20 protein-coding genes and 1 tRNA gene are annotated in these 20,819 nt (G+C 31.4%); 11 read left to right on the top strand and 10 right to left on the bottom strand.

Annotation, left to right across the window (positions count from 1 at the left end):
• The first annotated feature begins 288 nt into the window (after positions 1-288).
• Positions 289-456, top strand: a complete 168-nt coding sequence (locus T1L09_RS02950; RefSeq protein ID WP_322549460.1) for a lmo0937 family membrane protein — start codon at positions 289-291, stop codon at positions 454-456.
• Between the two features lie 52 nt (positions 457-508).
• Positions 509-847: a YtxH domain-containing protein gene (locus T1L09_RS02945; RefSeq protein WP_322549459.1), complete on the top strand. Its 339-nt coding sequence runs from the start codon at positions 509-511 to the stop codon at positions 845-847.
• A gap of 216 nt (positions 848-1,063) precedes the next feature.
• Here T1L09_RS02945 and purL read toward each other — a convergent pair whose 3' ends face one another.
• The 5 genes from purL to T1L09_RS02920 all read right to left on the bottom strand — a co-directional run bounded on the left by purL (position 1,064) and on the right by T1L09_RS02920 (position 9,233).
• Positions 1,064-4,726 (bottom strand): phosphoribosylformylglycinamidine synthase, encoded by a 3,663-nt coding sequence (gene purL / locus T1L09_RS02940; RefSeq protein WP_322549458.1) that lies wholly within the window; start codon positions 4,724-4,726, stop codon positions 1,064-1,066.
• A 291-nt stretch (positions 4,727-5,017) separates the two neighbouring features.
• Positions 5,018-6,064 carry a hypothetical protein gene (locus tag T1L09_RS02935; RefSeq protein WP_322549457.1) on the bottom strand — a complete coding sequence of 349 codons (1,047 nt, stop codon included), beginning with the start codon at positions 6,062-6,064 and terminating at the stop codon, positions 5,018-5,020.
• Positions 6,065-6,210: 146 nt separating this feature from the next.
• Positions 6,211-6,909 carry a hypothetical protein gene (locus tag T1L09_RS02930; RefSeq protein WP_322549456.1) on the bottom strand — a complete coding sequence of 233 codons (699 nt, stop codon included), beginning with the start codon at positions 6,907-6,909 and terminating at the stop codon, positions 6,211-6,213.
• The gene (locus tag T1L09_RS02925; RefSeq protein WP_322549455.1) at positions 6,909-7,589 is read right to left on the bottom strand and encodes a hypothetical protein; all 681 of its coding nucleotides are present in this window, start codon (positions 7,587-7,589) and stop codon (positions 6,909-6,911) included. The genes T1L09_RS02930 and T1L09_RS02925 overlap by 1 nt, the downstream gene beginning before the upstream one ends.
• Positions 7,590-7,703: 114 nt before the next feature.
• The gene (locus T1L09_RS02920; RefSeq protein WP_322549454.1) at positions 7,704-9,233 is read right to left on the bottom strand and encodes a hypothetical protein; all 1,530 of its coding nucleotides are present in this window, start codon (positions 9,231-9,233) and stop codon (positions 7,704-7,706) included.
• A 135-nt stretch (positions 9,234-9,368) separates the two neighbouring features.
• On the opposite strand from T1L09_RS02920, the gene T1L09_RS02915 reads away from it, so the two are divergent.
• From T1L09_RS02915 to T1L09_RS02900, 4 genes are all read left to right on the top strand, one after another.
• Positions 9,369-9,794: a hotdog fold thioesterase gene (locus T1L09_RS02915; protein ID WP_322549453.1), complete on the top strand. Its 426-nt coding sequence runs from the start codon at positions 9,369-9,371 to the stop codon at positions 9,792-9,794.
• Entirely contained in the window at positions 9,794-10,828 is a 1,035-nt protein-coding gene (locus T1L09_RS02910) for an isochorismate synthase (protein WP_322549452.1), read from the top strand. The genes T1L09_RS02915 and T1L09_RS02910 overlap by 1 nt, the downstream gene beginning before the upstream one ends.
• A gap of 24 nt (positions 10,829-10,852) precedes the next feature.
• On the top strand, positions 10,853-11,569 hold the full coding sequence (gene bshB1, locus T1L09_RS02905) for a bacillithiol biosynthesis deacetylase BshB1 (RefSeq protein WP_322549451.1): 717 nt from the start codon (positions 10,853-10,855) through the stop codon (positions 11,567-11,569).
• A 74-nt stretch (positions 11,570-11,643) separates the two neighbouring features.
• Positions 11,644-11,719, top strand: a tRNA-His gene (locus tag T1L09_RS02900).
• Between the two features lie 49 nt (positions 11,720-11,768).
• Here T1L09_RS02900 and T1L09_RS02895 read toward each other — a convergent pair.
• Positions 11,769-12,695 (bottom strand): SIMPL domain-containing protein, encoded by a 927-nt coding sequence (locus tag T1L09_RS02895; protein WP_322549450.1) that lies wholly within the window; start codon positions 12,693-12,695, stop codon positions 11,769-11,771.
• Between the two features lie 165 nt (positions 12,696-12,860).
• Between T1L09_RS02895 and T1L09_RS02890 the strand changes: the two genes are divergently transcribed.
• On the top strand, positions 12,861-13,760 hold the full coding sequence (locus T1L09_RS02890) for a hypothetical protein (protein WP_322549449.1): 900 nt from the start codon (positions 12,861-12,863) through the stop codon (positions 13,758-13,760).
• A gap of 1 nt (position 13,761) precedes the next feature.
• A complete protein-coding gene (locus T1L09_RS02885) occupies positions 13,762-14,301 on the top strand; it encodes a hypothetical protein (protein WP_322549448.1) in 540 nt (179 codons plus the stop codon).
• A 66-nt stretch (positions 14,302-14,367) separates the two neighbouring features.
• On the opposite strand, the gene T1L09_RS02880 is transcribed toward T1L09_RS02885, so the two are convergent.
• The 3 genes from T1L09_RS02880 to T1L09_RS02870 are packed head-to-tail and all read right to left on the bottom strand — an operon-like array spanning position 14,368 to position 16,057.
• On the bottom strand, positions 14,368-14,931 hold the full coding sequence (locus tag T1L09_RS02880; RefSeq protein ID WP_322549447.1) for a YceI family protein: 564 nt from the start codon (positions 14,929-14,931) through the stop codon (positions 14,368-14,370).
• Between the two features lie 25 nt (positions 14,932-14,956).
• A complete protein-coding gene (locus T1L09_RS02875) occupies positions 14,957-15,589 on the bottom strand; it encodes an NAD(P)H-dependent oxidoreductase (RefSeq protein WP_322549446.1) in 633 nt (210 codons plus the stop codon).
• 9 nt (positions 15,590-15,598) lie between these two features.
• A complete protein-coding gene (locus T1L09_RS02870; RefSeq protein WP_322549445.1) occupies positions 15,599-16,057 on the bottom strand; it encodes a MarR family winged helix-turn-helix transcriptional regulator in 459 nt (152 codons plus the stop codon).
• Between the two features lie 129 nt (positions 16,058-16,186).
• Here T1L09_RS02870 and T1L09_RS02865 point away from each other — a divergent pair, with 129 nt between their 5' ends.
• Entirely contained in the window at positions 16,187-16,492 is a 306-nt protein-coding gene (locus T1L09_RS02865; RefSeq protein WP_322549444.1) for a rhodanese-like domain-containing protein, read from the top strand.
• A 198-nt stretch (positions 16,493-16,690) separates the two neighbouring features.
• The gene (locus T1L09_RS02860) at positions 16,691-16,882 is read left to right on the top strand and encodes a hypothetical protein (protein ID WP_322549443.1); all 192 of its coding nucleotides are present in this window, start codon (positions 16,691-16,693) and stop codon (positions 16,880-16,882) included.
• 753 nt (positions 16,883-17,635) lie between these two features.
• Here T1L09_RS02860 and T1L09_RS02855 read toward each other — a convergent pair.
• Entirely contained in the window at positions 17,636-18,313 is a 678-nt protein-coding gene (locus tag T1L09_RS02855) for a Crp/Fnr family transcriptional regulator (RefSeq protein ID WP_322549442.1), read from the bottom strand.
• Positions 18,314-18,420: 107 nt separating this feature from the next.
• Between T1L09_RS02855 and T1L09_RS02850 the strand changes: the two genes are divergently transcribed.
• Positions 18,421-20,796, top strand: a complete 2,376-nt coding sequence (locus T1L09_RS02850) for a heavy metal translocating P-type ATPase metal-binding domain-containing protein (RefSeq protein WP_322549441.1) — start codon at positions 18,421-18,423, stop codon at positions 20,794-20,796.
• The last annotated feature ends 23 nt before the right edge of the window (positions 20,797-20,819 follow it).

Raw genomic sequence — 20,819 nt, 5'->3', positions numbered from 1 at the left:
ACTAATTGTGCAATTTTTTAAACAATTGATAATCTTTACTTTAAATTTTTGAACATATAAAAATACTATGCTCGCCTACTAATTTAGTGAAATTATTAAATTCTAATCAAAATTGTTGGAATCCTATGAAATAATGTTCATAAGTCTCGTTTGTTTGAAAAACTAATAAGACTTTCTTCTATAATCTACAAAAAAGGTAAATTTTATAAACATTGCAATTAATTGTATAACACAAGTTACTTCAATTTTTCTGAAATTTGTATAACACTCCTAAAAACAATAGAAATTATGGTAATGAGAAATTTAATATATGTAATAGCATTTATTCTTTTTGGAATATGGGGAATTGGATTTTTTATTTATGACATAGGAGATTTTATTCATCTGGCATTAATTGCGGCTGTGACATTAGTGATAGTGAGGTTTGTAAAAGGTAAAAAAACATTGACGACTTAATTTTGAATGGAGATGCATTCCTTATTTAAGTATAACTATAAAATACAGAAATATGACAACTAGAAATAACAACATCGGATTAGCTGCGGGTAGTTTTATAATTGGCGCCTTAATTGGTGCTTCAGTAGGAGTACTTTTTGCTCCTCATAAAGGTAAAAAAACCAGAAAATTAATTGCGAAAGCAGTGAAAGAAACCACAGCAAATTTTACAACAAAAATTGAAGAAGAAGTAGAAGATATCGAGTATGAAACCATTGGCCATATGGAAAATCTAGCGCCGGGTTTTGAAAATTTTTTAGAAGGTAAAATGGTTAACAACGCTGTTTCATTTAAAGATAAAATGAATCAAAGACCTAACCTTCCAATTGATCATAAAATGATGAGAAGATAACTATTACAAATCGATATTAATTTGATTTAATACCAATAGAACAGTATTTATTCAATTTCAAATAGAATCTAATTGACGCATATATTTAACAAATTACTAGTATAAAGATAAGTTTATTTTTTTAGGTTTGGGGACCTAAAGAAAGGAGAACTTTTTATAAAGTTTTCTTTTTCTAGAGATAAAGCTCTCATTATATTGAGAGCTTTATTGATTTTATTACTTATTTTCAATCCATTTTTTGGCATTTACAAAAGCTTCTAACCAAGGTGAAACTTCATCTTTCTGACCTCTTTCCGGATAATGTGCCCAGTTCCAAGGGAAAGTAGAACGTTCAATATGTGGCATCATTACTAAATGTCTTCCGGTTTTGTCCGTCATCATTGCTGTGTTAAAGTCAGAACCATTTGGATTTGCGGGATAACCCTCATAAGCATATTTTGCAACAATATTATATTTTTCTTCCAAATAAGGTAACTTGAATTTTCCTTCCCCATGTGAAATCCAAACGCCTAAAGTTGAACCTTCTAAACTAGAAAGCATCACCGAGTTGTTTTTTTGAATCGTCACTGAAGTAAAGCCACTTTCGTGTTTTTGAGACGTATTATGTTGCATTTTTCCGTGCACTTCATGTGCTGGATTTACTAATTCTAATTCCATAAATAACTGACAACCATTGCAAATTCCAACAGAAAGTGTGTCTTCACGTTTAAAGAAATTTTTCAACGCTGAGTTTGCTTTTTCATTGTATAAAAAGGCTCCGGCCCAACCTTTAGCCGAACCTAATACATCTGAATTTGAGAATCCTCCAACCGCTCCAATGAATTGAATGTCTTCCAATGTTTCTCTTCCCGAAATTAAATCGGTCATGTGCACATCTTTTACATCAAAACCAGCTAAGAACATTGCATTTGCCATTTCACGTTCAGAATTACTTCCTTTTTCACGAATAATAGCTGCTTTTGGTCTTGATTTTGAAGCATCAATTGCAGGTAGTTTTCCATCAAAATGTGATGGGAACGTAAATTCTAACTTTTGATTTTTATAATTTTCATATCGAGCAGCGGCCATTCCGTTTTTAGATTGTTTTAAATCTAATAAGAATGATGTTTTATACCAAGTATCTCTTAATGTTGAAATACTAAAAGTTAAACTGTCTTCGTTATTAATGATTGTAAACGCGTCACCGTCAATAGCTGAACCAATATTGAAAATTTCGATATTATGTTGTTTGAAAGTAGCTTCAACCGATGCATCTGCTTGGAAAACTACTCCAATATTTTCATTAAATAATGCTTTTACCGTATCTTTTTCTCCTAAGGAAGTCAAGTCGATTAATGCTCCTAATTTATCATCTGCAAAACACATTTCTAATAAAGTTGTGATTAATCCACCACTTCCGATATCGTGACCTGCTTTAATTTTACGTTCTTTAATTAAATCTTGCAATACATTGAATGCCGATTTAAAGAACTTTGCATCTTTAATAGTAGGAACTTCCGTACCAATTTTATTTAAAACTTGGGCAAATGATGTTCCTCCCAACTTAAACGAATCTTGCGATAAGTTGATGTAATAGATATTTCCGCCATTTCTTTGTAAAACAGGTTCCACAACTTTCGTAATGTTGGAACAATTTCCTGCAGCCGAAATAATAACCGTTCCTGGTGCAATTACTTCATCATTAGGATATTTTTGTTTCATTGAAAGCGAATCTTTTCCTGTCGGAATATTGATTCCCAATTCAATAGCAAAATCCGAACAACCTTTTACAGCTTCATATAAACGAGCATCTTCACCTTCATTTTTACAAGCCCACATCCAGTTTGCTGATAAAGAAACGGATTGCATTCCGTCTTTTAAAGGAGCCCAAACAAGATTTGATAGAGATTCACCAATAGCAGTTCTTGAACCAGCAACAGGATCGATTAAAGCAGCAATAGGAGAGTGGCCAATTGAAGTTGCAATTCCTTCTTTACCTTTATAATCCAAAGCCATTACACCCACATTGTTTAAAGGCAATTGTAACGGTCCAACACATTGCTGTTTTGCAACGCGTCCGCCTACACAACGGTCTACTTTATTAGTTAACCAGTCTTTACAACCGACAGCTTCTAATTGCAACACCTGATTTAAATAATGTGCAATAGTATCTTGAGAATAAGTTAATTCTGCATAATTTGCTACAACTGTTTTATCAGTCATAACGGTTTTTGGCGAACTTCCGAAGAAATCTTCCAAAGCATAATCCATCGGTTTTTCACCGGTTGTTTTTGATTCGAAAGTAAATCGATGATCGCTAGTAACATCACCAACTTCATACATTGGAGAACGTTCTCTGTCTGCAATTCTTTGTAAAATAGCGATGTCTTTCTTAGCGATAATTAATCCCATACGTTCTTGAGATTCATTTCCGATGATTTCTTTAGCAGAAAGTGTCGGGTCGCCAACTGGTAATTTATCTAAATCGATTAAACCTCCGGTGTCTTCTACTAATTCGGACAAACAATTTAAGTGACCACCAGCGCCGTGATCGTGAATAGAAACTATTGGATTCACATCGCTTTCTACCATTCCTCGAATAGCATTAGCTGCACGTTTTTGCATTTCTGGATTAGAACGTTGGATTGCATTTAATTCAATTCCTGAACCAAAAGCGCCTGTATCTGCTGAAGAAACTGCAGCTCCACCCATTCCAATTCTATAATTTTCACCCCCTAAAATGACGATTTTATCGCCTTCTTGTGGTGTCTTTTTTATGGCTTGGTCTAATTTTCCGTAACCAATTCCTCCCGCTTGCATAATTACTTTATCGTAACCAATTTTACGGTTATTTTCTTCGTGTTCGAAAGTTAAAATAGAACCTGTAATCAAAGGTTGTCCAAATTTATTTCCATAATCTGAAGCTCCGTTTGAAGCTTTAATTAAAATATCCATTGGTGTTTGATATAACCAAGGTCTTTCTTCCATATTTTCTTCCCAAGTCCTGTCATTGTCCAAACGAGAATAAGAAGTCATATAAACTGCAGTTCCTGCTAGGGGTAATGAACCTTGACCTCCGGCTAAACGATCACGAATTTCTCCTCCAGATCCTGTTGCTGCTCCATTGAAAGGTTCAACAGTTGTAGGGAAGTTGTGCGTTTCTGCTTTTAAAGAAAGTACCGAATCAAATTCTTTTTCTTCGTAAAAATCAGGTTTGTCAGCGCTTTTTGGAGCAAACTGAGTCACTTTCGGACCTTTTACAAAAGCTACGTTATCTTTATAAGCTGAAACAATTTCGTTTGGATTCGTTTCAGACGTTTTTCGAATTAATTTGAATAATGAAGTTGGTTTTTCTTCGCCATCGATTATAAAAGTTCCGTTGAAAATTTTATGACGACAGTGTTCTGAATTGGCTTGAGAAAATGCAAAAATTTCAGAATCCGTTAATTTTCTACCCAATTTGGTTACCAAATCATCTAAATAACCTACTTCTTCCAAACTTAAGGCTAAACCTTCTTGTTTGTTGTAAGCATCGATATCATCAATTTCTAAAATAGGTTCTGGCTGAATATTAATGGCAAAAATTTCTTGATTTAATTCCGAATATTTTTGCGAAAGCATCGGATCAAAATCAGTGAAATCAGCTGTAACTTTTTCAAACTCCTCGATTCTAATAATTCCAGAAATCCCCATATTTTGAGTGATTTCAACGGCATTAGTGCTCCAAGGCGTGATCATAGTGGCACGAGGTCCAACAAAAAAATCCGTCAATACGGATTTTTCAATTTTATGAGCGTTGCCAAAAAGCCAATTTAATTTGTTGCTGTCTTCTGATGAAATTTCGTTTTGCGATTGAACCGCAAAAACCGTGTTGGATTGGTTTCCGAAGAAATGAATCATTGTGTTGAAATTTTAGTGACAAGTCTAGACTTATCAGTGCGTTTGTGTTGTTGTTTTGAAAGTGCAAATTTATTTAAAATAACTTCAAGTTCAAAGTTTTATATTGTTATAAAAATCAAAATAAATATCTTTTTTCAACAGGTTTAAAAAATAGTGTTGAAAACTCAATATTTATTTCGTTTTGTGGCTTGTGAATGTTGTTTTCTTATGAAAACAATTCTTAATTTATTTATCGTAAATCTAATTGTTTACGGTGATTCCAACAAATAAAACAATATTTACAGACCACTATTATGTGTGGTTTTTATTTGTTAATTGATTTAAGGATTTAATATATGCTTTATAATTTCCATAAGTTAAGAAAAAAAAGAATAAACTGAAAAAAGAAAATAGTCCAATACCAATATAATTATTTTGAATAAGAAGACTGTTAACTTCTTCCAAGTTTATTAAAGGCTTGTTTTTATTATTCATTATTTGTTTCACTTGAATAACTGAAAAATTTAAATATTTATCCAGTAAATTCAATTCCTTTATTTTTGATATTTTTTTGTTAAAATCATCTTTGTCTAATCCAATTGTGATTATATCACCACTTTTGAATGTTTTTAGAAATTCATCATCATCAAATATACCGTCGTAATTTCGACCTGATATTTTAAAATTAAAATTTGAATAATCAGTTAATTGAATAACGAAATTGTTTTTTCCTTTTCTGCCTTTTTCAAGAGTTATATCATTTTTAAGTTTGCTTGTAAAATAAACAAAATCGTTGTTTTCTATTTTTTTAAAATTATAAAAAAAACTTGAAAAATAAAATATCAAAATCCCAAAAATTCCACAAATTATAGCATATTTTAAATATTTTGGTTCTGACAATTTTGCATTTATTTCTTCACTTATTTTCACTCTTTGTTCTATTTTAGAGTAAAAGCTATAAAAATTAGAATATTCAGAATCAATTAAAGTAATTTTTTTACCGTTTTTTAATATAAGGTAATATTCAGTCCAAGAATTGTATTTCCCTTCAAAATGTTCAGAAAAGTGAGTTACTATTTCAGAATAATTATATTTTTGAGTTTGAAAATTTTTTTTGATTTCAAAATAATTTTCATAAACATAAATTCGTTTTTGGTTAACCAAATAATAAATACAATAAAAAATAATTGAACTTAAAACTAAAAATCCTAATAATTTCAGATTTTCTTCATAATTGTTTTTTGGTTGAAAATTATTATTTATTAAAAATATAAAGAAAGTAAATAAAATTATACCAATAAAAATAATGATAGTGTTTGTTAAACTTTTTTCGGATTTTGAAATAATTTTATTGTTCATTTCTTTTATTAAGTCTTTGATTACATGCTTCGTTTCGCAAAATCACACATAACAAGCAGATTCTAATTAGAATATATTTTACTATTGTAATTCGTAAAAGATTTATAGCACTACTTCTTATGTTTAGAACTTCAAAAAACTACTGTCTACTTCAATCTAGTTATTCCTAAATTAATATACTTAGCATCTATTGGAGCACCACCATTATTTAATACATATTGTATACTTATTACATCTCCGGCATTTACAGTGATACCTGTTGAACCACTAAATCCAAACTCATCAGTTGAGGAATTATTAGAAACTCCTCTTGCTAAATAATTATATAAAATTCCGTTTTTATATACTGCGATAATATATTTAGCATTTCCAGCTGGTAAATTTGAAGTTGACAAAGCTGCAACAATCGAATAAACTCCTGATTTTAAAATTTTTATAGTTCCATTTCCAGTTACTAAATAGGTAAGAGGTTCGATTTGTATAATGTCCGCACTATTGATTGGTAATTTAGAATAGGAATTATTTACTGTAGTAAGTGCATTATTCCCTACAGAAAACTCTTTATTTAATAATAAAACATCATTGTTTACAAAAAACATACTTTGCCATCCTGCGCTTGTTTTAATATACATAGCATCTTCAGTAGTGTTGTACACAATAGAGCCGTTTAATGGAGATGCAATTGCATTCATTTCTGCTCCTGTCATTCTAGGAGGAACAAATGTTTGTGTAGTACTTTGTAATTCTAGAATTGAGCTAGGACTAGGCGTCGTTGTTCCGATGCCTACTTGGGCCGCTGCTATAAAAGAGGTTATAATTAATATAAAGGTAAGAACTGTTTTCATTATCTTAATTTAGTGATATTATAAGTTAAAATTGCAATTTTTTTGCTTTCGTTTTCATTTAAATAATAACGTAAATCAAAAACATCATTGGCTTTAGCATTAATCATAAACACACCATTTCCTCCCCAATAATCATTGGATGGCATGTAAAAAGTTATTGCTGATAAATTTCCAATATCTATATTATTCTTATAGAGTTTTAGATAAAATTTTCGGTTTCCGGCTTTAAGATCTACAGCACTTAAAGTTGCTGAAAAAAAATAAATACCATCTTTTAATATAGTTACCTTACCATTTGAATTATTAATTCCAAACACAGAAGCATCATTTACAATTGCGTTTGATATATTTAAAGGAAATTGATATTCCATTGTTGTAGATGCAGCAAAGTTTCCAGAACTTCTTCCCATAAGAAGCGAAGGAGTTCTATTGCTTTCAGATTTTACCCAAGCTCCATTGATGTAAACAAAAGGCGATTGTTCCGTAATGTTAAACACAAACGAACCTTCTAACGGATTAACAATAGCATTCATTTGCGTTGTAGAAACTCTAGTAGTAACAAAAGCCTGATTTTTGCTTTCCAACTTTAGTAAAACACTAGGTTCTAAATCTGTAGTTCCAATTCCTACTTGTGCTTGAGAGCTGAAAACGAATAAAAGAATAACAATAAAAAATTTCATCGAAAAATTATAAAAAGAAGCTACCAAACTTTTAGGACCTATTTAAATTTTTTAAATATTTGGGGTATGCAAATTTAATAAAATTTTTCTTATGATTTCATTTTTAACTTAAATTTAGTCAAAAGTTATCCAGTTATATGCGCCCATATCAGTAGCACCAGTTCTCGGATTATTTAAAATATCATTAAATGTAGAGTAACTTCCATTAGCACTCCCTTTTGCAGCTGAATCTTCTCCAATAATTAATTCATTGTTATTAGGATCTTTAAAGAATGGCCTCTTATTACTAGAACTTGATGCAATTAGGCAATTTACATAATTAGTTCCTGAAAATTGATATAGCGGATTCGTTCCAAATTGGTTGCCAAGATCTACGAATTTAATTAAACAATGATCAAAACTATAATTGAAAGTTGCACCTTCTTTTTTTAAACTCATAGCTAGATTTGTCGAACCATAAATAATACAGTTTTTAAAATAAGCTTTTGTTAGTTCTGTTGGAATTGGAGGTTCCGTCGCAATATTTTCATTACTTAAAACTACTGCAGTTTGATTCGGGCTTGACCAATGATTAGCAAAGGTACAATGTGTAAATTCGTAACTTCCTCCAAAAGTTCCTGCAAAAGAGCTTTGTCCGCAGTTATTAATTACTATATTTCTACCTTCAATATTTCCAGTTCGAGCTAATATTCCTACGTTCGCACAATTATAAATTTGGGTATTATTGATGTAAGTTGGGGTAGAAGTACCATCATTTCCGGTAACTAATAATCCTACCGTTGCATTTTTAACTGTAAGATTTGAAATACTGTTATTTGTGCTTCCTTGGGTTAACCAAATAGTTCCCCATTGTCCTGGAACTTCCGAAAAATCGGGCTCTAATCGATCGCCTTCAAAAATGACTTCGTTTTCTAAAGCTGCTGTTGAAGAGGAACTTCCGTTTATTTGTAATGATGCGTTGTTCGCTACAATTAATCCCGATTCTGCGTGAAAATGGACTCTTGCGCCTGCATCAACAATTAATGTTTTCGTACTTGGAACAGCGGCATAACCATAAACGACATAAGGTTTAGTATTGGTCCAATGCAATTCGTTTCCATTATTAGGATCTGCTTCGTCTAAGAAAAAACCGTATATTTCTTCATCGCCTAAAGGTAAAGTTTCAGTTGTTCCGTCAGAAAATTTTTGAGGATATAAGAAGACAGCATCTTGAATTAAAGTAACTAATGCTACTTTTTGTTGATTTGTTCCTTCTCCAAATAAAATTTGATCGGTGTATAAAAAATCGGTTGGATTTGAATCGGCAACATCTGCAGTAACGGATACAAAAATATACATACTATCTTTCGCTAGCATTTCTACATTTTGAAATTCTTGTCCAGGAATTCCATCCACCATTAATCGGTATTTTGATGCCATTCCTTTTCCCAGTTTAAGTGAAGGAATCGCAATATTTTTATCACTTTTATTATACACCTTTAGAGTGTAGGTACTTGAACCAATATTAGTAAAAACAGTATCTAAGTAAACCGTGTCTTTTGAAAAGCGCAAACCTCCGTTGCTTGATTCAAAATCAAAATCGTTTCTACAAGAAGTTAATGAAACAGCAAATCCAATCAATAATAAAAGTAATAAACGACGCATCTTTAGTAGAATTTTTGTAAATATAATTATTAATTTTAAATTTCTAAAAACAAAATAAGCTTAAAATACTTATTAAAACGTTAAATCAGTAGAAATATTCTCTTAGGAATGTTTAATTTTACAAAAAATAAAGTTATGATTTTTGATAGAGAAAAAATGTTGCAATTGTGTAACGATTGGAGCAAAAACACCTTAATGAATACCTTAGATATTGTTTACACAGATGCTGGTGAAGATTTTTTGACCGCTACAATGCCTGTAAATCCTAGAGTTCATCAACCTATGGGCTTATTACACGGTGGTGCTACAGTTGCTTTAGCAGAAAGTGTTGGAAGTGCCGCTTCGTTGATGTTTATAAATCCAGAAAAACAGGAAGTTCGGGGTATTGAAATCGCGGCCAATCATTTAAAAAGTAAGCGCGAAGGAATGGTTACCGCAACTGCCAAAATAATTCATAAAGGGGCAAGTCTTCATTTATGGGAAATTAGAATTGTGGACGAAGAAGGCAAATTAATTTCGCTTTGTAAGTTGACTAATATGGTATTATCGAGAAGACAATAATGAATATTTTTGAACAAATAAATATACTTTTAATTGGTGAAAAACCATTCGTTTGTTATGCAAAACCAAACGAAACTATTGGGAATTTATTAATTCAAAACAATTCGGAATTAAACGAATTTTCAGGACAATCGGGATTTGTGTTTATGCCTTTTGATGCGGGATTAAAAGTTGTACTTCCATTTGAAGGTAATTCATTTCAAACAGAAGAATTTGTGGTGTCACAAAAAGAATCTTCAAAAGCTTTTAAACCTTCAGAAATTGCAGAAAAGTTAGCGTTTGAAGCATTAGTTTCCAAAGGAATTGTCGAAATTAACAAAGGAATTTTTCAAAAAGTTGTAGTTTCTCGAAAAATTGTTTTGAACGAAAATCTTGCAATTTTGGATACGTTTCAAAATTTAATTGCCACTTATCAAACGGCTTTTCGTTATTTGTTTTTTCATCCCAAAATTGGATTATGGATGGGAGCAACGCCTGAGCAATTGGTAAAAATCAATCACAATAATTTTGAAACGGTGGCTTTAGCTGGAACGCAATTGTATTCAGAAAGCGTAACTTGGGCAACCAAAGAAATCGAAGAACAACAATTTGTAACGGATTATATTGTTGCTAAAGTAAAAGATAAAGTAAATAAACTTATTATTTCTAATGCTAAAACAGTTAAAGCTGGAAATTTAGCACATTTAAAATCGTTTATTTCAGGAGAATTAACAACTGATTTTCAGTTGATTGATTTGATAAAAATATTACATCCAACTCCAGCGGTTTGTGGTTTACCCAAGGAAAATGCAATTGATTTTATTCTGAAAAGTGAAGGTTACAATCGAAAATATTACGCTGGATTTTTAGGCGAATATAATAAAGACAATCAAACCGATTTATTCGTAAATTTACGTTGTTTGGAAGTGGATAATGATGTTGTGAACATTTACGTAGGTTGTGGCATCACAAAAGACAGTAACCCTGAAAAAGAATTTATTGAAACGGAGAATAAATCAATGACGATGCGGAATATTTTGGTTGTAAACGCATAAACTAATAACTTTTAAACTATAAAAATGAAATTAGATATACTTGCTTTTGGAGCACATCCTGATGATGTAGAGTTAGGTTGCAGCGGTACAATCGCTAAAGAAATAAGTTTAGGAAAAAAAGTCGGAATTATAGATTTAACGCGAGGCGAATTAGGAACTCGTGGTTCGGTTGAAATACGTAATTCGGAATCTGCAAAAGCTTCAGCTATTTTGGGAGTTGTTGCACGTGAAAATTTAGACATGCGTGATGGTTTTTTCTTAAATGACGAAGCGCATCAATTGAAAATAATTGAAATGATTCGTAAATATAAACCTGAAATTGTGTTGTGTAACGCAATTCAAGACCGACACATTGACCACGGAAAAGGAAGTAAATTGGTAAGCGACGCTTGTTTCTTATCCGGATTAATTAGAATTGAAACCGATTTAGATGGTGTTGCTCAAGAAGCTTGGCGTCCAAAAATAGTTTATCATTACATTCAGTGGCAAAATATTGAACCTGATTTTGTTGTAGATATTTCTGATTTTATGGATAAAAAGATGGATTCAGTTTTAGCTTATGGATCCCAATTTTATAATCCAAACTCCAATGAACCCGTTTCTCCAATTACTTCAAAAAACTTTTTAGACAGTGTAAAATATCGTGCGCAAGATCTAGGAAGACTAGTAAATGTGACTTATGCGGAAGGTTTTACAACTGAAAGATATTTGGCAGTCAATAGTTTAAGTGATTTGAAATAAAATTGTAATAAAAATTATCTAAAAAGGTTTGCAAAATAGAACTTTTGCCTTATATTTGCACCCGTTAAACAAATGGTGATTGTAGCTCAGTTGGTTAGAGCATCGGTTTGTGGTACCGAGGGTCGCGGGTTCGAGCCCCGTCTTTCACCCATTTTTATTTACAAAAGCCCTGAAGCAATTCAGGGCTTTTTTTATGGATTTAGATTGACGTATCAATTTTATATGAAACCGTAAGTGTTATTGCGTATTGAATTCCAACTTCCGTCTGATTCGCATTTATTACTTTATCATAACCAGCATTTGACATTCCATCGTAGTAAAATGTTTTATTTTTACGTTCCATCTTTTTTAAATATTGCGCTCTAGAATTGGAATTCGTTTGTATTTCCGAACTTTCAAAAGCTTGATAAGTTTTGTATTGTGATTTTGGTAAAAACGTCGTAAAGTTCTCTGTAGCAGTTGGTGTGCCAACAATTCGTTTGCCAAATGCTTTCAGATAACTAACTTTTTTGCTTTCTGCCAAACGCAATGCTTCATCAAAAAGTGAATTGTGAATCGCATCTAAATCAGTGTTGAAATAATCTACCTTAATAACATCGTAAATTTCATATTCAGAAGCCAAAGTGATTATTTTTTCTAAATTCACAACGTTTGAAGTCGAAATAATGATATTCTTTTTTATTTCAAATCCCTTTTCAAATTGTTTAGCCGTTAAATCATTTGTAGTGAAATCGTAAATTTTAGTTTGCGAAATAAAATCGACATAAGTATGTTCAGGCTTAATACCGATTGCTTTAAGTTTTCCAATAAATCCATTGAGTCTAGAATTTATTTTTTGGTTACAACCAGAAACGCTTTCGTTTTCTTCATTCAATCCTAATGTAATTATGAATCCATCTGCTTTGTTATTCAGCAATATTTTGATCGTAAATGATAAATTATTATCATTAATGGAAAAACTTGTACTATTAGAGGTAGTTGTTTGATTATAATTCTTCGAACTGTAATCGCTATTTTCATAGATTTGATTCCCGCTAATTTGGGCAAGAGAAGCAAAAGTTGTAAGCAGAAATAATACAATAAAGAATTTAATTTTTTCGTTTAATAAAAGGAATTGCGTTTTCATGTTTTTGTTTTTTTAAGATTATAATAATGCAATACTACATTTCAAAACAAAAAGTACTGCAGTAAAACCACTTTCCTTTGTTGGTAAAGATTTTTCATTACTTTTACAGTAGTTTTACAGCGAATAATAAGAACTGTAAATTACTTTTGAATCCTAATACAATTAATGAATCCAATACTTGTCTTTCAAAAACTTAAAGAAGATGTGCTTTTGACCTATCAGAAGCAATATCCTTATTTTAAGGGAAATTGGAAAACATTTAGTTCGCAAGACATTCAGAATCTAATCGATTTAGTTACTATAAATGTAAAACAAACTATAAGTGAAAAATGGATTTACACGCATCTAAAATCGGAAACTAACGAGAAACTTCCGCGGAAAGATATGTTGGATATTTTAGCACAATTTGTAGGTTGTTCGGGTTGGGATGAATATGTTTTTAAAGGGAAAGAAGAACCGATTATAGTTGCACAAGAGAAATCGTCAAATCGTGCTAAAATTTATTTTGTGCTTTTTCTAGTTGTATTATTACTTATGTATTTAAGCTATAAATTTATAAAAAAGGAAAATTTACAAACCATTGAAGTAAAAAACGCCTTTACCGAAGAACAAGTAAATAGCGACGAAGTAAAAGCCATCTTGATTGAAGAAAATGTAGAAACGCCAATTGAAATTATTGATTCTAAAATTCAAATTAACGCGAAAGATAGTTCGAAAATCGTATTGAAAAGTCCGTATTACAAAGACAAAACGGTTATCATTAATAAGAATTCAAATTCTGATATCTCGCTGCAACCTGATGATTCTGCAATGATTTTAAAAGGTTTTATGAAATCGGACATCAAAGATTGGCAAACTCGAAAAGAGCAATTGCATAAAATTTTAGCGACAGATTTAGAAGTTTTAGTAATGCTGAAAAATGATTTAGGCATTGAATATTTCAACAAAAAAGAATTTTCAGAAAAGTTAATTGTTCCGAGTGTTTCTCTTAAGAAAATGAAAGTAATTGATATTCAAAGAAATAATATGAACGAAATTAATTTTATAAGAATTTTACAAGAATAATATGAAGATTAGAACTTATCACATCGTTTTTCTATTGCTTACATTTTTTTCCTTTGGACAAAGTGTAAATTCTCCTGCAACAAAAACTATAAAAGCTAATTTTACGACAGCTTCGGTGAAAGCATATCAAGAAAGTGCAACTTTAAAAGTAGAGGATTTCTATAATTATCTAACATTATTATCTAATGAAACTACTTCTGGAGTATTAAAAATCGAAATTAAAGCTTCAATTTATAGCTTTTTTGAAACAGAAAATGTGAATATAATTGATTTTACAACCGATGAAAAACCATTTATTCCTTTAAATAAATTCATCGATAAAATTCAAAATAAAAATTATACTTTTCTAGTTTCCGATTTTGAAAGTTCAATTGTAGCTTCCGATTATTGGACGATGCAATACAAATTAACAGTGATTCAAAACAGTAAAAAAAGCAAATCGCATTATTTTCAAAATGTCAAATTTAAACCTGTTTTAAAATCTTTTGGAACAACAAGAAAAGAGGTTTGGACGATATTACTTGGAGAGATTGAGCAATAAGTAAACACAAAAAAGCCTTGAATTTCTCCAAGGCTTTCTTTTTCATAGCAATTCCCCCAATTTAATCTAGAACACTAATTTTACTTTTAATTGAAAATCATCATAAATTGCTTTATCGCCTAAATCGGTAAAAAAGTTTCCTGATTTGTATGTAATGTCATATTTGGTTCTATCGACTTTTAAATCTGCAGTAGCTGAATTTCCTGAAACAATGATGTCAAAATTAATTGGATTAGTTTTTCCTTTAATAGTTAAATCTGCAGTTATTCCATAAACGCCATTTCCTTTATCGGTAATTTTTTTGAATACTAAATTTGCTGTTGAAAATTTTTCTGTTCCAAAGAAATCTTCCGATTTTAAATGACCTTCTAAACTCGCCTTGCTTTTTCCTTCCAAATCGGTTACAATAATTGATGGCATGTCCACATTGAACATTCCACCTGATAATTGAGTTCCTTTGAAAACTAAAGCACCATCTTTCAGGTTAATTGTTCCTTCATGCGATCCTGTTACTTTTTTCCCAACCCAGTTTATCGTGCTTTTTGTAGCGTCAACTTTTTTAGTTTGTGCTGTTGTCGATAATGTTAGGAAAGCAACTAATGCAAATGCAATTGATTTTAAATTTTTCATTGTTTGATTTTTTTAAGGTTTGTTATTATATAATTTCGAATAATTCTTCGATTGGTTTTCTAACTTTTTGGCTGTGTTGTGTGCTATCATCTTCGTGACGATAACCAGCAGGAGCAACTAATGACGCATTTAAACCTAATTGGGTCAAGCCCAAAATGTCGTTGTATTTTTCTGCATCAAAACCTTCCATCGGAGTTACGTCAATCTTCAATTCGGCAGAAGCATTAATTAAATTTCCCAAAGCCAAATACGTTTGTTTTGAAGTCCAAACTGCTTTTTCTTCCACCGGAAGTGTCACAATTTTAGATTTCATAAAATCAGAATACCCTTTTAATGTTTCAATGTCGACACCTCTTGTTTTGGCTACATTCTCCACGTAAGCATCGATATGTTTGTCTTGCACATCAACAATGTTGGCAAAAACGAATAGGTGAGAAGCATCAACAATCTGAGCTTGATTCCAAGAAACGGGCTTTAATCGCTCTCTAATAGCTGGATTTTCTATGATAAACACTTTGTATAGTTGCAAACCATAAGAAGAAGAACTCAACTGAATTGCTTTTTTTAATAGTTCTAAATCTGTTGCCGATATTTTTTTGGTGGCATCAAATTTTTTGGTGGCATAACGCCAATTTTGATTCTCTATGAAGTTACTCATCTTTAATTCTTATGATTTAATTCTAAATTTTTCTAAAAGTTCATTCAATAATTCGATTTCATTTTTCGAAAGGTTGCTAGTGAATGTCTTTTCGTGCGCTTCTACTACTGGATCTAATTGGGTCAGTAATTCCAATCCTTTCGAAGTGATAGTAATCTCCATTTTTCTTCTGTTTTCCAAACAAATTTCTCTGTTTACGAATTCTTTCAAGAGTAATTTATCTACCAATCTTGTGGTATTACTAGTTTTTGCAATCATTCGTTCTTGAATCGTAAACATGTTTACCGGATTTCCTTTTTGACCTCTTAAAATACGCAATACATTAAATTGTTCAGCCGATATTTCAAATGGTTTTAAAATCTCATTAAACTTTTCAGCAATGACGTGTTGCGTAAACATCACGTTTAACAATGTGCGCTTTTCAATTGGCATTGGGGAAGTAGGTTTTATAATGTCTTCGATTCTCATTTGTTATTTTAATAATTGTAGGTACAAATGTAGTAAATATTTTATTTGTAGCTACAAATGTGTGTTAATTTTATATTAATTTTTTGAAATTAAAAATTTGCATAGTACTTTTGGTAAAAATAGAAGACAATGAATTTAGAACAAAACGAATGGTGGAGCAAGTTTGAAGCCGACCAAAATGGAATAATCTTAGATGTAAGAACCGATGAAGAATTTGAAAGCAGTAAAATTCCGGGGGCTTTAAACATTGATATTTATAAAGGACAAGGCTTTATTTACAGGCTGGAGGAGTTAGATAAATCTAAAAACTACTACGTTTATTGTTTGTCTGGCGGAAGAAGCGGGCAAGCTTGTGGGGTAATGAAGCAACTTGGTTTCGAAAACGCATATAATTTACTAGGCGGAATCTCTCAGTGGGAGGGACCAACGGAATAAGAAAATTTCATAATAGCTAAAATCCGCATTTAGCGGATTTTTTTATTTAAAACTTCTATAGAAATAAGTTAATTTGATCTAAGGATGCTGCGCTGATTTTCGTTATAATGATATGATTATGTAACTATTAACAATAATTATGTAAAACATTTGCACATACTTTTTTGTAATTTTATCCTAACATTAAAAACAAATAGTATGAGCGCAAACAAAAATCCGCAAGCAGCGAAAAACAAAGGAAGTGACAACAGAAGTGATATGCGAAAACATCAATATAAAGATCACGAAGAGGTTTTAACGAATGATGAAAATTATGACGTTGACACACAGAAATTCAAGGGCGAATTGCCAGATTTAGATGATAAAATGAACAATGAAGAAAAGAAATAAACCTTCAAACTAACGCCTCGACTGTAAAATCGGGGCGTTTCTATTTATATAAATTATCTTTTCTTTGAAGCGAATGTTTCCGGCACTGTCAGGAATCCATATTCCTGTTTTCCTTACAATCTTTTGTTTTTTTTAATAAAAACAAAAGGATTTTCATCCAACCAGGGCTATTAAGGGATTTTCGGAATACTTAAAGCAGTTTTTACATTTAATCTTATTTTTATTGAAATTTACGTCATAAACTCAGAATGTTATAATAATTTATTAAAATTCTATAAAGCTTAACAAGGTGTTTTTCATAAATTTACTAAACAGAATTCAAGTATATCTTTACCTATTAATTTTTACAACAGTAGAAATAAAAATAAAGAAAAAACTGCATTCTGATTTAGTTCTCTATGGCTGTTGGGAGTCAAATTAAATAAAAATTGAACCGATGCTGGTGAAACGAAGGACACGGGTAGTCAGGTTGTTGAAGTAGCTGTAATGGTGTATGTCATTTCCACCCGTTCGGGCATGCAAAAAAGCCTACGTCTCCAATATTTAAGGGGAATCAGTCACACAACAATAAACTATGCATCGGTCTATTTTTAAAATTATAGGGTGTTGAATTTTTACCATCCATTTTGGAAAAGGAATTAATTCTTATAACATAAAGTTTTTAATACCTTTTTTGAATATTCAGGTTTTAATAAAAAAAGCTGTTTTAGATTTCTAAAACAGCTTTTTCAATGAAATTATAATTTTATTTTATTAAGCGAATTTTTTCAATTTTACTTTGTCAACAAGAAGAATCTTCTTTCCGGTTAATTCAATTAATTTTGATTTGTTCAGTTCGGAAAGCAAACGGATGCAACTTTCTGTTGCAGTTCCAATCATTCCGGCTAGTTCTTCTCTTGAAAGCTGAATACGTAACGTTCCGTCTTGATTTTTTCCAAAAGTCTCTTCCAAATAAATTAAGGTATCCACTAAACGCTGACGAACGGTTTTCTGAGCCATATTTACCATATGATCATCGGCACCTTTTAAATCTTCACAAATGGTTTTCATCACATTCATAGAAAACTGATTGTTTTCAGTAAAAAAATGCATCACTTCGTTTCTTGGAATAAAACAAACTTCCATATCTTCTAATGCTACTGCACTTAAATTTGCAGGTTCATCACTAATCATGGAGCGTTGTCCTAAAAGTTCTCCTGGTTTTACCAATTTTACAATTTGGTCTTTTCCATTATCACTTAATTTAGACAATTTACAAACGCCTTCTTTAATGCAATAAATGCCATTTGTCACTTCTCCTTCTTCAAAAATAGGTTCTCCTTTTTTAATTGTATAAGAAGTTTTGCAATCGGCCATTCGTACAAGTTCTTCTTTGTTTAATGCTTTTAAAGAACTAAATTGCCTCACGATACATTGTTCACATTTACCCATAGAATGCAGTTATTTTAAGTCTGCAAAATTACAAAAATGTATGACAATTATCATATTTTGAGTTATAATTATAAAAGAACTTTGCAAAAGGTAAAATGAGCAGATTTATGGACGCAGAAAATTGTTTCCATTGTGGTAATGAAATTATAAAAAAAGACGAGGTTTTATTTGATGATAAGAAGTTTTGTTGCAACGGATGTAAAACCGTTTACGAAATTTTTAGTCTGAATGATCTGACGTGTTATTATGATTTTCAAGTAGCGCCGGGTGCAACACCACAAGACATACAAGGAAAATATGACTTTTTAGATAATGACGAAATTGTTAACAAATTACTTGACTTCCAAGAGAGCAATACATATATTGTTTCACTCTACATTCCTCATATACATTGTAGTTCGTGTATTTGGATTTTGGAAAATTTACAAAAACTTCAACCAGGAATAAGCACTTCTCAGGTAAATTTTCCGGAGAAAAAAGTACGTATTACATACAATTCCGAAAAGACTACTTTAAAAGAAATTGTTTATTTATTAAGCACTATTGGTTATGAACCTTATATTAGTTTAGAAAACTTTGACGAAGGGAAGAAGAAAATCGATAGAAGTTTAATCTACAAAATAGGGGTTGCATTTTTCTGTTTCGGAAATATTATGCTATTATCGTTCCCAGAATATTTTGAGGTAGAAGAGTTTTGGATCAATCAATACCGTGGTTTTTTCCGATGGTTGATTTTTGCATTAGCACTTCCGTCCTTTTTTTATTCGGCCTCTGGTTACTACGTTTCTGCTTGGAAAAGTATTAAATCGGGGATGTTAAATATCGATATTCCTATAGCTTTAGGAATAATTGTGATGTTTATTCGGAGTACGGTAGATATTATTTTTGATTATGGTCAAGGATTTTTCGACAGTATGGCCGGTTTAGTATTCTTTATGCTTTTAGGGAAGTTATTTCAACAAAAGACCTATGATTTCCTTTCATTTGAACGCGATTATAAGTCTTATTTCCCTATTGCAATCACAAAAATTCTACCAAATGGAACCGAAGAATCCGTTCAGGTTTATGATATTGAAAAAGGCGATCGATTGTTAATTCGAAACCAAGAATTAATTCCGGTAGATGGAATTTTAATTTCTGAAAACGGTTCCATAGACTATAGTTTTGTTACGGGAGAAGCAGTTGCGATTGATAAAAAATCGGGCGATAAAGTTTTTGCAGGTGGAAAACAAATTGGAAAAGTAATCGAAATTGAAGTTTTATTTTCTGTTTCCCAAAGCTATTTAACGCAGTTATGGAGCAATGATGTTTTCCAAAAAAGAGTAGAACAACAACATAAAACGGTTACCGATAAAATCAGTCGCTATTTTACGCCTGCTTTATTAGCTTTGGCATTTATATCTTTTATATATTGGTTTTTCATTGATATTACTACAGCTTTTAATGTCTTTACAGCCATTTTAATTGTTGCTTGTCCTTGTGCTTTAGCCTTAACGGCTCCGTTTACTTTAGGAAATGTCTTGCGTATTTTAGGAAAACGCAAATTTTACTTAAAAAATGCATTGGTAGTAGAACAATTAGCAAAAGTCGATACCATAGTTTTTGATAAAACTGGAACGATTACGACTAATAAAAAGACATCAATTACTTACGAAGGCGAAGCCTTAACTGATTTTGATTTAAAATTATTGAAAAATGCGTTAAGAGGATCAAATCATCCACTAAGTAGAAGATTATACGATTTCTTACCAAATCAAGAAAAATTAGCAACAACTAGCTTCGAAGAAGTGATCGGTAAAGGAATTTTTACTACTTTTGAAGAAGGTTCAATAAAATTAGGTTCTTCGCAGTTTTTGGAACATATGAGCGAGAATACGCACAAAAAGACAAAAGTGCACGTAGAAGTTAATGGTGTTTACAAAGGAAGTTATGTCTTCAATAATCAATATAGAAAAGGTTTAGAGCAATTATTTGCCGAGCTTTCTAAAAAGTATCAATTGGTTATTTTATCAGGAGATAATGATGGTGAACGCAAGATTTTAGAGAAAATGTTACCCTCAAATACGGTTTTAGTTTTTAACCAAAAACCAGAGCAAAAGTTGCAATATATTGAGCAGTTGCAACAAAATTCGCATAATGTGATGATGGTAGGAGATGGGCTTAATGATGCCGGAGCTTTAGCACAGAGTAATGTGGGAATCGTAATTTCAGAAAATGTAAACGTGTTTTCGCCCGCTTGCGATGGAATCGTCGATGCCAGTAGGTTTGAATCCATTGGATTTTTAATGAACTATGCTAAAAATGCTATGAAAACTATTTATATGAGTTTTGGTTTATCATTGTTATATAATATAGTTGGTTTAAGTTATGCGGTAACAGGGGAATTAGCACCAGTAGTTGCCGCGATTATTATGCCCTTGAGTACAATTACAATTGTAAGTTTCGTGACCATTATGAGTAATTTATTTGCTAAAGGCAAGTAATTTCAATTAAAAAAATTGATATG

The sequence above is a fragment of the Flavobacterium psychraquaticum genome, assembly GCF_034497725.1.
Classification (GTDB): domain Bacteria; phylum Bacteroidota; class Bacteroidia; order Flavobacteriales; family Flavobacteriaceae; genus Flavobacterium; species Flavobacterium psychraquaticum.
The sequence above is the reverse complement of the archived record's forward strand: the minus strand, read 5'-3'. Positions and strand labels throughout refer to the sequence as shown.

Bases quoted from the DNA above. Each gene is read 5' to 3' on its own strand.
- T1L09_RS02950 (WP_322549460.1), top strand. From the start codon at position 289: ATGGTAATGAGAAATTTAATATATGTAATAGCATTTATTCTTTTTGGA.
- bshB1 (WP_322549451.1), top strand. From the start codon at position 10,853: ATGAAATTAGATATACTTGCTTTTGGAGCACATCCTGATGATGTAGAG.
- T1L09_RS02880 (WP_322549447.1), bottom strand. From the start codon at position 14,931: ATGAAAAATTTAAAATCAATTGCATTTGCATTAGTTGCTTTCCTAACA.
- T1L09_RS02945 (WP_322549459.1), top strand. From the start codon at position 509: ATGACAACTAGAAATAACAACATCGGATTAGCTGCGGGTAGTTTTATA.
- T1L09_RS02920 (WP_322549454.1), bottom strand. From the start codon at position 9,233: ATGCGTCGTTTATTACTTTTATTATTGATTGGATTTGCTGTTTCATTA.
- T1L09_RS02855 (WP_322549442.1), bottom strand. From the start codon at position 18,313: ATGGGTAAATGTGAACAATGTATCGTGAGGCAATTTAGTTCTTTAAAA.
- T1L09_RS02895 (WP_322549450.1), bottom strand. From the start codon at position 12,695: ATGAAAACGCAATTCCTTTTATTAAACGAAAAAATTAAATTCTTTATT.
- T1L09_RS02865 (WP_322549444.1), top strand. From the start codon at position 16,187: ATGAATTTAGAACAAAACGAATGGTGGAGCAAGTTTGAAGCCGACCAA.
- T1L09_RS02875 (WP_322549446.1), bottom strand. From the start codon at position 15,589: ATGAGTAACTTCATAGAGAATCAAAATTGGCGTTATGCCACCAAAAAA.
- T1L09_RS02930 (WP_322549456.1), bottom strand. From the start codon at position 6,909: ATGAAAACAGTTCTTACCTTTATATTAATTATAACCTCTTTTATAGCA.
- T1L09_RS02885 (WP_322549448.1), top strand. From the start codon at position 13,762: ATGAAGATTAGAACTTATCACATCGTTTTTCTATTGCTTACATTTTTT.
- T1L09_RS02915 (WP_322549453.1), top strand. From the start codon at position 9,369: ATGATTTTTGATAGAGAAAAAATGTTGCAATTGTGTAACGATTGGAGC.
- T1L09_RS02910 (WP_322549452.1), top strand. From the start codon at position 9,794: ATGAATATTTTTGAACAAATAAATATACTTTTAATTGGTGAAAAACCA.
- T1L09_RS02890 (WP_322549449.1), top strand. From the start codon at position 12,861: ATGAATCCAATACTTGTCTTTCAAAAACTTAAAGAAGATGTGCTTTTG.
- T1L09_RS02850 (WP_322549441.1), top strand. From the start codon at position 18,421: ATGGACGCAGAAAATTGTTTCCATTGTGGTAATGAAATTATAAAAAAA.
- T1L09_RS02925 (WP_322549455.1), bottom strand. From the start codon at position 7,589: ATGAAATTTTTTATTGTTATTCTTTTATTCGTTTTCAGCTCTCAAGCA.
- T1L09_RS02860 (WP_322549443.1), top strand. From the start codon at position 16,691: ATGAGCGCAAACAAAAATCCGCAAGCAGCGAAAAACAAAGGAAGTGAC.
- T1L09_RS02935 (WP_322549457.1), bottom strand. From the start codon at position 6,064: ATGAACAATAAAATTATTTCAAAATCCGAAAAAAGTTTAACAAACACT.
- purL (WP_322549458.1), bottom strand. From the start codon at position 4,726: ATGATTCATTTCTTCGGAAACCAATCCAACACGGTTTTTGCGGTTCAA.
- T1L09_RS02870 (WP_322549445.1), bottom strand. From the start codon at position 16,057: ATGAGAATCGAAGACATTATAAAACCTACTTCCCCAATGCCAATTGAA.